This is a genomic window from Saccharopolyspora endophytica (assembly GCF_018070075.1).
Taxonomy (GTDB): Bacteria; Actinomycetota; Actinomycetes; order Mycobacteriales; family Pseudonocardiaceae; genus Saccharopolyspora; species Saccharopolyspora endophytica.
In genome coordinates this window covers 664,252-677,798 of record NZ_JAGPXE010000002.1, presented here as the reverse complement: position 1 = coordinate 677,798, position 13,547 = coordinate 664,252, and the positions used below count along the sequence as shown (strand labels likewise).

The following is a 13,547-nucleotide window of genomic DNA, read 5'->3' as shown; positions in this document are numbered from 1 at the left end:
TGTCGGCGCCTAGGCCGCCGCACAGAGGGCCAGCCCGGCCCTGGAACGCACGTTGCGTGCGCCGACGACGTCTGCGTTCGCGGTGTAGCCGCACCGCTGGCAGACGAAGCCGGCTTGAGTGACGCGGTTGTCCTTGGCGACGTGCCCGCATTCAGGTTGGGGGCAGGTGCGAGAGGTGTTGCGGGCGTCCACTGCGATCACGCGGCGACCGGCGCTTTCAGCCTTGCCAGCCAGGATCGTGAGGAATTGCCCCCAACCCGCATCGAGAACGCTGCGATTGAGCCCGGCCTTGGCCGATGCTCCATTGGGCAGATGCTGGTCGGGGTGGTCGGGATCAGGTTTTGCGACGGGTGCTTTGGTCATTCCCGCGATGTTGAGGTCTTCGTGTGCGATCACGTCGTAGTCGCGCACAAGCGCGAGCGCGGTCTTGTGGTGGTAGTCCCGGCGTTGACGCTGGACCTTGCCATTCAGCTTGGTCACCCTCGCCTGCGCGGCGCGATGCTTCTTGCTTCGCTTACGCGCGGGAATTCGCATGGGGAAAGCGTCGAGCGCGCGTTGCGCCTCGGCAAGATCCTTCTGAACCCGTTGGGCATGCCGGGGGTTGGCGACGTGCTGGCCGTCGCTGGTGGTCAGGAAGCGCGCCACACCCAAGTCGATTCCAACCTCACGGCCGGTCTCAGGCAGCGGGGCAGCCGGGACGTCGTCGCACGAGAGCACCACGAACCAACGCTTGCCCTCGCGCTTGACCTCAATCGTCTTCACCCGGCCCTGAACTGGACGGTGCCGGTGAACGCGGATGTGCCCGACACCTTGCAGGCGAACTCGAGTCTGGTGGGTCTCCGGCGTGGGGTCCCAACGACACCCGTCCCCGTCTTTGGGGAAAGTGACGGTGTCGAAGCGCCCGGCACCCTTGAAACGCGGGTAACCGGGTGTTTGACCTGCTTTGACGCGGCGGAAGAACGCGGCGAACGCCTTGTCCAAGCGCCGCAGGGTGGCCTGCTGCGACGAGAACGACCAACGCCCCTGGCCTTCAGGAGCCAACGACCGGATCTCCCTCAACTGTCCCGACTGGTCGCCATAACGGATACGAGTCTGGGACGAATGCGCATAGGCATCGCGGCGCTCCTGCAACGCCGCGTTGTACAGCGCACGATGATCATTCAGCATCGCCAGCAGACCCTGCTTCTGCTTGGAAGTGGGGCGCAACAGGAACTTGAAGGACCGCCTCACGACTGGTCACCGCCTTTGCGCCACGGGCGTTCCCACCACCCACGCTCAATGACCTTCTCCCGGATGGGTTCCTCCAGGCGTGCCGCGCCCCGGCCGTCGAGAACCGGGCCGCGGCACTTCGGGTACCGCACCACCTGCTGCCCAAAGGCGTACACGTCACCCGAGAACCAGCAGACCTTCCGGATAACAGACACATCAACAATTTACATCCGGACCATGACAAAAAGGGGAAGGAGGTGGCGAGGGAGCCAGCTGCGCACGCACGCGCTTACCGCAGCGGCGCTTCACCCCGCAGTAAAGGCAGCGGGTCTCCTCGCCGAAAACTGATGGGCAAGCAGTTGGCGGCCGTGCTGGGTACCGGCCAGACCCACCACACCAGCAAGCGGCTGGACGTCTCGATGGCCGGGATGTGCCGCGAGGCGGTGGACCGCGCGATGGCCGACGCCGGGGTGGACTGGCCGGACATCGACGCGGTCGTGGTCGGCAAGGCACCGGACCTGTTCGAGGGCGTGATGATGCCCGAGCTGCACCTGGCCGACGCGCTGGGCGCGACCGGGAAACCGATGCTGCGGGTGCACACCGCGGGATCGGTGGGCGGATCCACCGGCAACGTGGCGGCGAGCCTGGTGCAGGGCGGCGTGCACAAGCGCGTGCTGGCGGTGGCGTTCGAGAAGCAGTCCGAGTCCAACGCGATGTGGGCGCTGTCGATCGTCCCTCCGTTCAGCATGCCGGTCGGGGCGGGAGCGGGCGGCTACTTCGCGCCGCACGTGCGCTCCTACATCCGCCGCTCCGGTGCGCCGACGCACACCGGGGCGATGGTGGCGGCCAAGGACCGTCGCAACGGTTCTCGAAACCCCTACGCGCACTTGAAGCAGCCCGACATCACGGTGGATTCGGTGATGTCCTCGCAGATGCTGTGGGACCCGATCCGCTACGACGAGACCTGCCCGTCCTCCGACGGGGCGTGCGCGGTGGTCATCGGCGACGAGGCCAGCGCGAACGGCCGGAAAGCCGCGTGGATCCACGCCACCGCAATGCGCACCGAGCCGACCACCTTCGCCGGCCGCGACCAGGTCAACCCGCAGGCGGGCAAGGATGCGGCGGCGGCGCTGTGGAAGCAGGCCGGGATCACCGATCCGCTGACCGAGGTCGACGCCGCCGAGATCTACGTGCCGTTCTCGTGGTTCGAGCCGATGTGGCTGGAGAACCTCGGTTTCGCCGCCGAGGGCGAGGGCTGGAAGCTCACCGAGGCGGGCGAGACCGCCATCGGCGGCCGCATCCCGGTCAACCCCTCGGGCGGGGTGCTGTCCTCGAACCCGATCGGCGCCTCCGGTCTGCTGCGCTTCGCCGAGGCGGCGCGGCAGGTCACCGGCGATTCCGGGGAGAACCAGGTCGACGGAGCCCGGATCGCGCTCGGCCACGCCTACGGCGGCGGTTCGCAGTACTTCTCCATGTGGGTCGTCGGATCGAACAAACCTGGAGCCTGAATGAAGTTCACGATGTCGGTGGCGATGACGCCGCTGGACCAGCTCGTCGAGCTCGCCCGCACCGCCGAGGAGTGCGGGTTCGCCTCGGTCGCGCTGCCGGATTCGCTGTTCTACTCCGAGAAGGTCTCCGCCGAGTACCCGTACACGCCCGACGGGTCCCGGATGTGGGACGCCGACACGCCGTGGGTGGATCCGCTGATCGCCACCGCGGCGATGGGCGCGGCGACCTCGCGGCTGCGGTTCTACACCTCGGTGCTCAAGCTCGGCCCGCGCAACCCCGTCCTGCTGTCCCGGCAACTGGCCTCGGTGGCGTCGATGACCGGCAACCGCTTCGGCCTCGGGCTCGGGCTCGGCTGGGCGCCCGAGGAGTTCGAGTGGTGCGGCGCGCCGTACGCCAAGCGCGGAGCGCGGGTCGACGAGATGATCGAGATCATCCGGCTGATCCTCGGCGGCGGGATGGTGGAGTACCACGGGAAGTTCTTCGACTTCGACAAGCTGCAGATCTCCCCCGCGCCGTCCGAGCCGATGCCGATCTACGTCGGCGGGCACACCGAGCCGGCGCTCAAGCGCGCCGCGCGGGTGGGTGACGGCTGGGCCTCGGCGATGATGAAGCTCTCCGAGCTCCGGGAGACGATCGACCGGCTCGGCGAGCTGCGCGCCTCCTACGACCGCGCCGACGTGCCCTTCGAGATCCAGGCGGTGTGCATCGACCGGTTCGGCGTCGACGGTTACCGCGAGCAGGCCGAGGTGGGCGTCACCGACGCGATCGTGGTGCCGTGGATCTTCGACGGGCACGGCTTCGACGCGCCGCTGGAGGCCAAGAAGGACTCCATCCGCAAGTTCGCCGCGGAAGTCATCGAGAACGTCTGAGGAGGCCGGAGATGAGCGGAGTGCACTGGAAGGCGACCCGCGAGCCGCATCCCGCCCGCGACGCCGCCATGGCGTCGATGGACGCGGTGGCGCGGGGCGCGAAGGACGAATGGCTCGCGCTGTTCGCCTCCGACGCGGTGGTGGAGGACCCGGTGGGGCCGTCGGTGTTCGATCCCGACGGCAAGGGGCATCACGGGCGCGAGGGGATCTCGGCGTTCTGGGAGACCGCGATCGCTCAGGCCGAGCGCATCGAGTTCCACATCGACGACTCCTTCGCCTGCGGCAGCGAGGTCGCCAACACCGGCAAGATCACCACCCACCTGCCCGACGGCTCGGCGATGGACGCCGAAGGCGTCTTCTCCTACCGCGTCGACGACGAGGGCCGCATCCAGGCCCTCAGAGCCTTCTGGGAGTTCGACCGCGCGGTCGCAACCCTGCACTGATCCTGAACGAGGCGGAGCCGTTCCGTGCGCGGGGAACGGCTCCGCCTCGTTCGGGCTTTCAGCGGAAATCGGGTCCCTGGTTCCAGTGGAGATCGGGAGACGGATTTCCACTGAAATCGGGGGATTCAGCGGGCGAGGTGGTCGGCGGTGCCCCCGGTCCTCGGGCGGGGGCACCGTCGGGGTCACCGGTACTGGACGCGGTACTCCTTGATGCCGTTGAGCCAGCCGGAGCGGAGCCGGCGGGGCTCCTCGAGCTGCCGGATGTCGGGCATGTGGTCGGCGATGGCGTTGAAGATCAGGTCCATCTCCAGCCGCGCCAGGCTCGCGCCCAGGCAGTAGTGCGCGCCCGTGCCGCCAAATCCGACGTGCGGGTTCGGGTCGCGGGTGATGTCGAACTTCTCGGGCTGGTCGAAGACCTCAGGGTCGAAGTTGGCCGAGCTGTAGAACATCCCGAGCCGCTGGCCCTTCTTGATCTGCACGCCCGACAGCTCGGTGTCGGCCATCGCGGTGCGCTGGAAGGAGACCACCGGGGTGGCCCACCGGACGATCTCGTCGGCGGTGGTCTCCGGGCGCTCGCGCTTGTACAGCTCCCACTGGTCGGGGTTCTGCATGAAGGCGTGCATGCCGTGGCTGATCGCGTTGCGGGTGGTCTCGTTGCCCGCCACCGCCAGCAGGATCGTGAAGAACCCGAACTCGTCATCGCTGAGCGCGCTGCCGTCGACGTCGGCTTCCACCAGCTTGGTGACGATGTCGTCCATGGGGCACTTGCGCTTCTGGTCGGCCACGCTCATGAAGTAGCCGAGCATCTCCGCGGCGGCGGTCTCCGGGTTGATGTCGTACTCGGGGTCGTCGTAGGCGACCATCTGGTTGGACCAGTCGAAGATGTCCTTGCGGTGGTCCTGCGGCACGCCCAGCAGCTCCGCGATGGCCTGCAGCGGCAGCTCGCAGGCGATGTCGGTGACGAAGTCACCCGTGCCGGTTTCCAGCGCCCCGGAGGCGATCGCCTCGGCCCGCTCGTGCAGCACCTCCTTGAGGCTGTTGACCGCGCGCGGCGTGAACCCGCGCGCCACCAAGCGCCGCACCTTGGTGTGCTCCGGCGGGTCGATGTTGAGCATGATGAACCGCTGCATCTCGATCTGCTCGCGGGTCATCTCCTCGTTGAACCGGATGATCGCGGTGTTCTCGTAGGTCGAGAACAGGTCGCTGCGCCGGGAGATCTCCTTGACGTCCTCGTGCCGGGTGACGACCCAGTACCCCTCGTCGTCGAACCCCGACTTGCGGAACGGTTGCTTGTTCCACCAGATGGGCGCGGTACGCCGGAGCTCCGCGAATTCCTCCAGCGGCACCCGCTCGGAGTAGAGGTCGGGGTCGGTGAAGTCGAAGCCTTCCGGAAGGCTCGGTGCTACCACGGCTACCTCCTGCGCTGCACGAACTGAAACGAGTTCTATGTGAAGCGAACCACAAGATGCGGGTTCGGTAAACCCCTTTCACCGCACATGAATCCTACGACCAAAGGGAAAGATCGTTTGGCGAGCGACCGCACCATGGCGCATGGGGATAACATGTTCTAGATTTGAGTCGGCAGTGATCGCGGTGAGAGGAGATTCAGGTGGGCACTCCGGTGATCGTGGAGGCGGTGCGCACGCCGATCGGCAAGCGCAAGGGCTGGCTGTCCGGGCTGCACGCCTCGGAGATCCTCGGCGCCGCCCAGCGCGGCCTGCTCGACCGCGCCGGCGTCGACCCGGCGTCGGTGGAACAGGTCATCGGCGGCTGCGTCACCCAGGCCGGCGAGCAGGCGGGCAACGTCACCCGGACCGCGTGGCTGCACGCCGGACTCCCCCAGGAAACCGGTGCCACCTCGATCGACGCGCAGTGCGGGTCGGCGCAGCAGGCCACCCACCTCATCGCCGGGCTCATCTCCACCGGCGCCATCGAGATCGGCGTCTCCTGCGGCGTGGAGGCGATGACGCGGGTGCCGCTGGGCAGCAACATCGGCACCGACGTGGGCCGCCCGAAGCCCGACTCCTGGGACATCGACCTGCCCAACCAGTTCCTCGCCGCCGACCGCATCGCGGCCCGCCGCGGCATCACCCGCGACGACCTGGACCGGTTCGGCGTCCGCTCGCAGGAGCGGGCCCAGCTGGCGTGGCAGGAAGGGCGCTTCGACCGGGAGATCGTCCCGGTCCGCGTCGGCGACGACGAGGTCACCCGCGACCAGGGCCTGCGCGAGACCAGCCTCGACGCGCTCGGCGGGCTCAAGCCCGTCCTCGACGACGGGCTGCACACCGCGGGCAGCTCCTCGCAGATCTCCGACGGCGCGGCGGCTCTGCTGCTCATGGACTCCGACCGCGCCCAGGCCCTGGGGCTGCGCCCGCGCGCTCGGATCGTCTCGCAGTGCCTGGTGGGCGCCGAACCCTACTACCACCTGGACGGCCCGGTGCAGGCCACCGAGCGGGTGCTGGCCCGCAGCGGCATGAAGATCGGCGACATCGACGTCTTCGAGGTCAACGAGGCGTTCGCCTCGGTCGTGCTGTCGTGGGCCGGCGTCCACGGGCCGGACCTGGACCGCGTCAACGTCAACGGCGGCGCCATCGCGCTGGGCCACCCGGTCGGCAGCACCGGCGCCCGCCTGCTCACCTCGGCCCTCCACGAGCTCGAACGCAGCGACGGCACCACGGCCCTGGTCACCATGTGCGCCGGAGGAGCCCTCTCCACGGGCACCATCATCGAACGCCTCTGACAGACCCCGAAAACGCGTGCCGGCACGGGTCCTTCACCCGCGCCGGCACGCACCGCTCCCCACACGCAAGACTCCCCACCCACACCACGCGTCCCCAAGCACACCCCCACCAGGCACAACACGCCCGACCGCAGGGGGGGAATTCAAATTTCGCGCGAAATTCGAATTCCTCACCCGGTCGGGCGCGTGTGGTCGTCAGAGCCAGTCTTCCGGGGTTCCGGTGAGGAAGTCCTCGGGCCAGTACTGGGCTGGGGTCGTTGGGCGGGTGATGCCCGTGTAGGCGCCCTTGTAGAACAGGAGCGGGTCCTCACCCGTGGCCTCGCCGAGGGTGCGGACCCTGCCGAGGACGACGTGGTGGTCGCCGCCGTCGAGGACCGACTCGACCGCGCAGTCGAGCCAGGTGAGGGCGCCGTCGAGGACCGGGGCGCCCGAGGGCGCCGGGGTCCAGTCCAGGTCGGCGAACTTGTCCTCACCCCGGCGGCCGAACACCGCGGAGACGTCGCGCTGCCCTGCTGACAGGACGTTGACGCAGAAGTGGCCGGCGCGCTCGATCAGCGGCCACGTGCGGGACGTCTTGCCCGGGCAGAACAGCACCAGCGGCGGGTCCAGGGACAACGCCGAGAAGGACTGGCAGGCGAAGCCCACCGGCTCTCCGTCGCAGACGGCGGTCACGACCGTGACGCCGGTGCAGAAGTGCCCGAGCGTGCGCCGGAACGCGGCGCCGTCGACCTCCGGGACCACGGCTTCCATCGCCCCTCCCCTCACTGCGGCCGGTTTCCGACGCTGAAGTCGTGACCCCACAGGCTGACCGCCGTGCTCTCGCGGGCGATCCAGTCATCGTCGTCGACCTGCCTTCCCTCGCAGCCGAACTCGACGTCGAACCCGCCCGGGGTCTTCATGTAGAACGACAGCATCAGGTCGTTGACGTGCCTGCCCAGCGTCGCCGACATCGGCACCTTCCGCCGGTAGGCGCGGTCGAGGGTGAGCCCGACGTCGTCGACGTCGGCGACCTCGACCATCAGGTGCACGATGCCGCTGGGCGTGGGCATCGGCAGGAACGCCAGGCTGTGGTGGCGCGGGTTGCAGCCGAAGAAGCGCAGCCACGCGGGCTCGCCGTCGGCGGGCCTGCCGACCAGCTCCGGCGGCATCCGCATCGAGTCGCGCAGCTTGAACCCGAGGACGTCGCGGTAGAACCGCAGCGCCGCCTCGTCGTCGTGGGTGGACAGCACCACGTGCCCCAGGCCCTGCTCGTCGGTGACGAACGTGTGCCCGTACGGGCTGACGACCCGCCGGTGCTGCAACGCGGCGCCGTGGAAGACCTCCAGCTCGTTGCCCGAGGGGTCGCTGAAGCGGATCAGCTCCATCACCCGCCGGTCCGCGAGCTCGTCGGCGGTGCCCTCCTTGAACGGAATCCCGTTGGCGTTCAGCGAGTCCCGCACCTCCTGCAGGCCGGCCGCGTGCTCGGCCTCCCAGCCGGCGTGCAGCAGCCGGTCCTGCGAACCGGGCACGATCACCAGCCGCGCCGGGAAGTCGTCCATGCGCAGGTACAGCGCGTCCGGGTCGTTCCCGCTGCCCTCGACCATGCCGAGGACCTTCAGGCCGTACACCCGCCACGCCTCGATGTCGGTGGCCTCGATGCGCAGGTACCCGAGAGAGCGAATGCCCATGGTCGAACCCTCCCTTGCCAAGTCAGTCGATCAGGAAATCTCGGGTGATGCGGTTGAACTCCTCGAACTTCTCCAGCTGCGCCCAGTGCCCGCAGCGGCCGAAGACGTGCAGCTGCGCGCGCGGGATGAGCTTGAGCGCCACCAGCGCCCCGTCCAGCGGGTTGACCCGGTCCTCGCGTCCCCAGATCAGCAGCACCCGCTGCCGCAGCTTGTAGGCCTCCCGCCACAGCAGGCCCTCCTCGAAGGACTCGGGCTGGGAGAAGGACTTGCCCATCGCCTTCATCGCGGCCAGCGATTCCGGCGCGCTCGCAGCGGCGAAGCGCTCGTCGAGCAGTTCCTCGGTGATCAGCGACTGGTCGTAGACCATCGTCCGCAGGAACGCTTCGAGCTTCTCCTTGGTCGGTCCGGGCGGCGCCGCGAACCGGCCGAGCTTCTGCACGCCTTCGGTCGGGTCGGGTGCGAACACGTTGATGCTCAACCCACCCGGCCCCATCAGCACCAGCCGGCCGGCGCGGTCCGGGAAGTTCAGCGCGAAGCGCACCGCGGTGCCGCCGCCGAGCGAGTTGCCCAGCAGGTGCGCCTTGTCCACGCCCAGCACGTCGAACAGCTCCTCAAGGGCGTTCGCGCTGTGGGTGAAGTACTGGCCGTGCTCGGTCGGTTTCGACGACTTGCCGAAGCCGGGCTGGTCCACGGCGATGACGTGGAACTCCTCGGCGAAGGCGGCGATGTTGCGGCTGAAGTTGCTCCACGCCGACGCCCCGGGCCCACCGCCGTGCAGCATGACCACAGTGGACTCGTTGCCGACCCCGGCTTCGTGGTAGTGCAGCGTCAGCCCGGAGGGCAGCGTCGCGTCCTGGCTCTTGATCTCCACCATCAGACCATCGAATCCTTCACCGGTAGACCGAATTCCCCGCTGCCGAACATCGTGTAGGCGCGCTCGGCGTCGTTGGCCGCGTGCACCCGGCCGGCGTGCGCGTCCCGCCAGAACCGCTGGATCGGCGTACCGGCCTGCAACGCCCGGCCGCCGGAGTTCTCGAAGAGCCGGTCCACCGCGGAGATCGCCCGCGCGGTGCCGCGCACCTGGTCGCGCCGCGCTTTGAGCCGCAGCGACATCGGCACCTCCTCGCCGGCTCGGAGCAGGGCGAGCTCCTCGGCGATGTTGGTGGACAGCTGCAGCCACGCGGCGTCGATCTCGCTGGCCGCCTCGGCGATGCGGACCTTGGCGAACGGGTCGTCCTTGGCCTGCTCACCGGCGTAGGCGGCGCGGACCCGCTTGGCCTGGTGCTCCACGTGCGCGTCGTAGGCGCCCTGCGCCATGCCGATGATCGGGGCGGTGATCGTCGAGGGGTGCACCGTCCCCCACGGCAGCCGGTACAGCGGCGCGGTGTTGACCTCGTGGCCGGGGCACTGGGTCTTCGACATCGCCATGAAGCTCAACGCCCGGTGGGAGGGGATGAACACGTCGTCCACGACGATGTCGTTGCTGCCGGTGCCGCGCAGGCCGACGGTGTCCCACACGTCGTTGATGGCGTAGTCGCCCAGCGGCAGCAGGTAGGTGCAGAAGTCGACCATCTTGCCCTCGCCGTCGAGCGCGGGCCCGCCGACGAACACCCAGCCGGCGTGGTCGCACCCGGACGAGAAGCTCCACTTGCCGGACAACCGGTAGCCGCCGTCGACGACGGTGGCCTTGCCCATCGGCGCGTAGGAGGAGGAGATCCGCGTGCTGGTGTCCTCACCCCAGACGTCGTCCTGCGCCTGCTGCGGGAACAGCGCCAGGTGCCAGGGGTGCACGCCGAGGATGGAGGCGACCCAGCCGGTGGAACCGCATGCGCTGGCGATGAGCTTCACCGCGGTGTAGAACTCCACCGGGTCGGCCTCGTAGCCGCCGTAGCGCTGGGGCTGCAGCAGCGCGAAGAAGCCCGCGTCCTGCAGTTCGGCGATGGATTCCGCCGGGATCTTGCGGCCGTCCTCGGCCTGCTGCGCGCGATCGCGCAGCGAGGGAAGCAGCTTGCGCACCGCTTCGAGAACTTCTGTGCTGTCCCGCTCACTCATGCAGCGCTCCGTTCGAGAGTTCGGGTCTTCTCACTCGGCCTGTTCGCGTTGGAGCTCCAACGCGATGTCGATCAGCTGGTCCTCCTGGCCGCCGACGAGCTTGCGCTCACCGGCCCGGACCAGCAGCTGGGCCTGGCTGACGCCGTAGCGCTCGGCCTGGTTGGCGGCGTGCTTGAGGAAGCTGGAGTACACCCCGGCGTAGCCCATCATCAGCGCGGAGCGGTCGAGCAGGCATTCCTCGGGCATCGCCGGGCGCACCACGTCCTCGGCGGCGTCGGCGATGGCGAAGAAGTCCACCCCGGTCCGGAATCCGAGCTTGTCGCACACGCCGACGAACGCCTCGACCGGCGTGTTGCCCGCTCCGGCGCCGAAACGCCGTGCGCTGCCGTCGATCTGGACGGCACCGGCACGTGCGGCGGCGACCGAGTTGGCCACGGCGACGCCGAGGTTCTCGTGACCGTGGAAGCCGATCTGCGCGTCACCGCCGATCTCGGCGTCCAGGGCGGAGACCCGCTCGGCGACCTGTTCGAGCACCAGCGCACCGGCGGAGTCGACGACGTAGACGCACTGGCAGCCGGCGTCGACCATGATCCTGGCCTGCTTGGCCAGCACCTCCGGCGGCTGGGAGTGGGCCATCATCAGGAATCCGACGGTCTCCATGCCCTGATCGCGCGCGAGCCCGAAGTGCTGCACGGACACGTCGGCTTCAGTGCAGTGGGTGGCGATCCGGCACACCGAGGCCCCGTTGTCGCGCGAGATGACGATGTCGTCGGTGACGCCGACGCCGGGCAGCATCAGCACGGCGATCTTGGCGTTGCGCGCGGTCTCGGCGGCGAGGGTGATCAGCTCCTGCTCCGGCGTGCGGGAGAAGCCGTAGTTGAACGAGGATCCGCCGAGCCCGTCGCCGTGGGTCACCTCGATCACCGGCACACCGGCGCCGTCGAGCGCGGTGACGATGTCGCGCACCTCGTCGGCGGTGAACTGGTGGCGCTTGTGGTGCGAGCCGTCGCGCAGCGAGGTGTCGGTGATGCGCAGGTCCAGCTCGTCGCTGTAGGTCTTGGGCAGTCCGGTCACCGCGCGGCCTCCTTCTGCAGCGCCCCGGTGCGGGCGAGCTCTTCGCCGACCCGCACCGCGGCGGCGGTCATGATGTCGAGATTCCCGGAGTACTTGGGCAGGAAGTCGCCCGCGCCTTCGACCTCGACGAACACCGCGACGCGGGCATGGCCGCCGGTGACGGCCGAGGGCGGGTCGAACTGCGGCTCGGACAGCAGCCGGTACCCGGGGACGTACTCGGCGATGTCGGCGGCCATGCGGGTGATCGATTCGCCGATGGCGTCGGTGTCGGCGTCGGCCGGGATGGCGCAGAAGATGGTGTCCCGCATGATCATCGGCGGGTCGGCGGGGTTGAGCACGATGATCGCCTTGCCGCGCTCGGCTCCCCCGATGACCTCGATGCCCTTGGCGGTGGTGCGGGTGAACTCGTCGATGTTCGACCGGGTTCCGGGTCCGGCCGACACCGAGGAGACCGAGGCGACGATCTCGGCGTAGGCGACCGGGACGACTCGCGACACGGCGTGCACGATCGGGATGGTCGCCTGCCCGCCGCAGGTGATGAGGTTGATGTTCGGCGCGTCGAGGTGCTCGTCGATGTTGACCGGCGGCACGACGTAGGGCCCGACGGCGGCCGGGGTGAGGTCGATGGCGCGGATACCGCGCTCGGCGTAGCGCGGCGCGTTGGCCTTGTGCACGTAGGCCGAGGTCGCCTCGAAGACGATGTCCGGACTTTCGTTCTCCAGCAACCAGTCCACGCCCTCGGCGCTGGTGGTCACGCCCAAATCGGCCGCGCGGCGGAGCCCGTCGCTGTCCGGGTCGATGCCGATCATCCAGGCGGGCTCGACGTGTTCGGCCCGGCTGAGCTTGTAGAGCAGGTCGGTACCGATGTTGCCCGACCCGACGATGGCCGCCTTCGCGGTCATGACGCCCTCCTAGGAGTGTGTCGAAGTCCTTTTACGCATGAGTGCAGGTAGGAGAACCTGAGGGGCTCCGTGGACTCCGCGCGCCACTCCTGATGTATGCCAATACACGGCGTCGCGGCGTGCTCGCCACGAAGCCCCTCAGAACCTCCGGCGGTGCAAGCTGCTTGCTCACTCGCCACAAGAGAAAGTGGCTCCGCCACTTCGATGCACCCCCTAAGGTTTCGCGGTGAGGTCGACGGTGCCGAGACCGGTGAACTCGGCGCGGAAGACGTCGCCCGGTCGCAGGTCGATGGCGCGGGTGCAGGAGCCGGGCAGCACGACGTTCCCGGCTCGCAGCCGCACCCCGAAGCCGGCGACCTTGTTCGCCAGCCAGGCCACCGCGGTGGCGGGGTTGCCCAGCACCGCGTCGGAACGGCCCTCGGCGACGACCTCGCCGTTGCGCTGCAGGACGGCGTCGATGCCTCGCGGATCGAGCTCGGCGGGCGCCACCCGCTGCGCTCCGAGCACGTAGCCGGCGGAGGAGGCGTTGTCGGCGATGGTGTCGGCGATGCCGATGCGCCAGTCGCGGATCCGGCTGTCGATCAGCTCGATCGAGGGGATCAGCGCCTCGGTGCGCTCCAGCACGCCCTGCTCGTCGCAGTCCGGCGGGATGTCCTCGGCCAGCAGGAATCCGACCTCGACCTCCACGCGCGGGTAGCAGTAGGCGCGGGCATCGATCGGAACGTCCTGGGCCAACCGCATGTCGGCGAGCAGGTGCCCGTAATCGGGTTCGTCGACGCCCATCATCTGCTGCATCGCCGGCGAGGACAGCCCGACCTTGTGCCCGGCGACGGCGATGTCGCGGCGCCGGATGTTGATCAGCTGGATCTCGTAGGCGTCGACCACGTCGATGTCCGGGTGCGACTCGACCAGCGGTGGGATCGGGGCCCGATCCCGCTCGGCCCGCCACAACCGCTCGGCGAGCCCTTCCCGGGTCTCGGCACTGAGCATTCGACCTCCCCGACACCGAATGGAACAGGTTCCCCATCGCACTGGAACTGGTTCACGTGCTGTTACGCGCTACATCATACCGCCCAACGCGG

At 69.0% G+C, this 13,547-nt stretch carries 13 protein-coding genes; 4 read left to right on the top strand and 9 right to left on the bottom strand.

Going from position 1 to position 13,547, the window contains the following annotated elements:
• Positions 1–9: 9 nt before the first annotated feature.
• Positions 10–1,230: an RNA-guided endonuclease InsQ/TnpB family protein gene (locus tag KBO27_RS07190; RefSeq protein ID WP_210969128.1), complete on the bottom strand. Its 1,221-nt coding sequence runs from the start codon at positions 1,228–1,230 to the stop codon at positions 10–12.
• A 326-nt stretch (positions 1,231–1,556) separates the two neighbouring features.
• On the opposite strand from KBO27_RS07190, the gene KBO27_RS07185 reads away from it, so the two are divergent.
• Genes KBO27_RS07185 through KBO27_RS07175 form a run of 3 tightly spaced genes read left to right on the top strand, consistent with a single transcriptional unit; the run spans position 1,557 to position 4,030 of the window.
• The gene (locus tag KBO27_RS07185; protein WP_210969127.1) at positions 1,557–2,717 is read left to right on the top strand and encodes a thiolase family protein; all 1,161 of its coding nucleotides are present in this window, start codon (positions 1,557–1,559) and stop codon (positions 2,715–2,717) included.
• Positions 2,718–3,587 (top strand): TIGR03619 family F420-dependent LLM class oxidoreductase, encoded by an 870-nt coding sequence (locus tag KBO27_RS07180; RefSeq protein ID WP_210969126.1) that lies wholly within the window; start codon positions 2,718–2,720, stop codon positions 3,585–3,587.
• 11 nt (positions 3,588–3,598) lie between these two features.
• Complete coding sequence (locus KBO27_RS07175) at positions 3,599–4,030, top strand: nuclear transport factor 2 family protein (protein WP_210969125.1); 432 nt, start codon at positions 3,599–3,601, stop codon at positions 4,028–4,030.
• 182 nt (positions 4,031–4,212) lie between these two features.
• On the opposite strand, the gene KBO27_RS07170 is transcribed toward KBO27_RS07175, so the two are convergent.
• Positions 4,213–5,439 carry a cytochrome P450 gene (locus KBO27_RS07170; protein WP_210969124.1) on the bottom strand — a complete coding sequence of 409 codons (1,227 nt, stop codon included), beginning with the start codon at positions 5,437–5,439 and terminating at the stop codon, positions 4,213–4,215.
• Between the two features lie 200 nt (positions 5,440–5,639).
• Between KBO27_RS07170 and KBO27_RS07165 the strand changes: the two genes are divergently transcribed.
• Positions 5,640–6,770 (top strand): steroid 3-ketoacyl-CoA thiolase, encoded by a 1,131-nt coding sequence (locus KBO27_RS07165; protein WP_210969123.1) that lies wholly within the window; start codon positions 5,640–5,642, stop codon positions 6,768–6,770.
• Positions 6,771–6,965: 195 nt separating this feature from the next.
• On the opposite strand, the gene hsaB is transcribed toward KBO27_RS07165, so the two are convergent.
• The 7 genes from hsaB to KBO27_RS07130 all read right to left on the bottom strand — a co-directional run bounded on the left by hsaB (position 6,966) and on the right by KBO27_RS07130 (position 13,455).
• Complete coding sequence (hsaB, locus tag KBO27_RS07160; RefSeq protein WP_210969122.1) at positions 6,966–7,520, bottom strand: 3-hydroxy-9,10-secoandrosta-1,3,5(10)-triene-9,17-dione monooxygenase reductase subunit; 555 nt, start codon at positions 7,518–7,520, stop codon at positions 6,966–6,968.
• 11 nt (positions 7,521–7,531) lie between these two features.
• Positions 7,532–8,437 carry an iron-dependent extradiol dioxygenase HsaC gene (hsaC, locus tag KBO27_RS07155; protein WP_210969121.1) on the bottom strand — a complete coding sequence of 302 codons (906 nt, stop codon included), beginning with the start codon at positions 8,435–8,437 and terminating at the stop codon, positions 7,532–7,534.
• Positions 8,438–8,459: 22 nt separating this feature from the next.
• Positions 8,460–9,311 carry a 4,5:9,10-diseco-3-hydroxy-5,9,17-trioxoandrosta-1(10),2-diene-4-oate hydrolase gene (gene hsaD, locus KBO27_RS07150; protein ID WP_210969120.1) on the bottom strand — a complete coding sequence of 284 codons (852 nt, stop codon included), beginning with the start codon at positions 9,309–9,311 and terminating at the stop codon, positions 8,460–8,462.
• On the bottom strand, positions 9,311–10,489 hold the full coding sequence (gene hsaA, locus KBO27_RS07145) for a 3-hydroxy-9,10-secoandrosta-1,3,5(10)-triene-9,17-dione monooxygenase oxygenase subunit (protein WP_210969119.1): 1,179 nt from the start codon (positions 10,487–10,489) through the stop codon (positions 9,311–9,313). Before hsaA ends, hsaD begins: the two co-directional genes overlap by 1 nt.
• 30 nt (positions 10,490–10,519) lie before the next feature.
• Positions 10,520–11,563, bottom strand: a complete 1,044-nt coding sequence (dmpG, locus tag KBO27_RS07140) for a 4-hydroxy-2-oxovalerate aldolase (RefSeq protein WP_132679270.1) — start codon at positions 11,561–11,563, stop codon at positions 10,520–10,522.
• Positions 11,560–12,465 (bottom strand): acetaldehyde dehydrogenase (acetylating), encoded by a 906-nt coding sequence (locus KBO27_RS07135; RefSeq protein WP_210969118.1) that lies wholly within the window; start codon positions 12,463–12,465, stop codon positions 11,560–11,562. The genes dmpG and KBO27_RS07135 overlap by 4 nt, the downstream gene beginning before the upstream one ends.
• A 213-nt stretch (positions 12,466–12,678) precedes the next feature.
• Positions 12,679–13,455 carry a 2-keto-4-pentenoate hydratase gene (locus KBO27_RS07130; RefSeq protein ID WP_210969117.1) on the bottom strand — a complete coding sequence of 259 codons (777 nt, stop codon included), beginning with the start codon at positions 13,453–13,455 and terminating at the stop codon, positions 12,679–12,681.
• Between the last annotated feature and the right edge of the window lie 92 nt (positions 13,456–13,547).

What these genes read in the sequence shown, in the direction of transcription:
- KBO27_RS07185 (WP_210969127.1), top strand. Translation starts at nt 1,557, where the DNA reads ATGGGCAAGCAGTTGGCGGCCGTGCTGGGTACCGGCCAGACCCACCAC.
- KBO27_RS07180 (WP_210969126.1), top strand. Translation starts at nt 2,718, where the DNA reads ATGAAGTTCACGATGTCGGTGGCGATGACGCCGCTGGACCAGCTCGTC.
- KBO27_RS07175 (WP_210969125.1), top strand. Translation starts at nt 3,599, where the DNA reads ATGAGCGGAGTGCACTGGAAGGCGACCCGCGAGCCGCATCCCGCCCGC.
- hsaB (WP_210969122.1), bottom strand. Translation starts at nt 7,520, where the DNA reads ATGGAAGCCGTGGTCCCGGAGGTCGACGGCGCCGCGTTCCGGCGCACG.
- hsaC (WP_210969121.1), bottom strand. Translation starts at nt 8,437, where the DNA reads ATGGGCATTCGCTCTCTCGGGTACCTGCGCATCGAGGCCACCGACATC.
- hsaD (WP_210969120.1), bottom strand. Translation starts at nt 9,311, where the DNA reads ATGGTGGAGATCAAGAGCCAGGACGCGACGCTGCCCTCCGGGCTGACG.
- hsaA (WP_210969119.1), bottom strand. Translation starts at nt 10,489, where the DNA reads ATGAGTGAGCGGGACAGCACAGAAGTTCTCGAAGCGGTGCGCAAGCTG.
- KBO27_RS07135 (WP_210969118.1), bottom strand. Translation starts at nt 12,465, where the DNA reads ATGACCGCGAAGGCGGCCATCGTCGGGTCGGGCAACATCGGTACCGAC.
- KBO27_RS07130 (WP_210969117.1), bottom strand. Translation starts at nt 13,455, where the DNA reads ATGCTCAGTGCCGAGACCCGGGAAGGGCTCGCCGAGCGGTTGTGGCGG.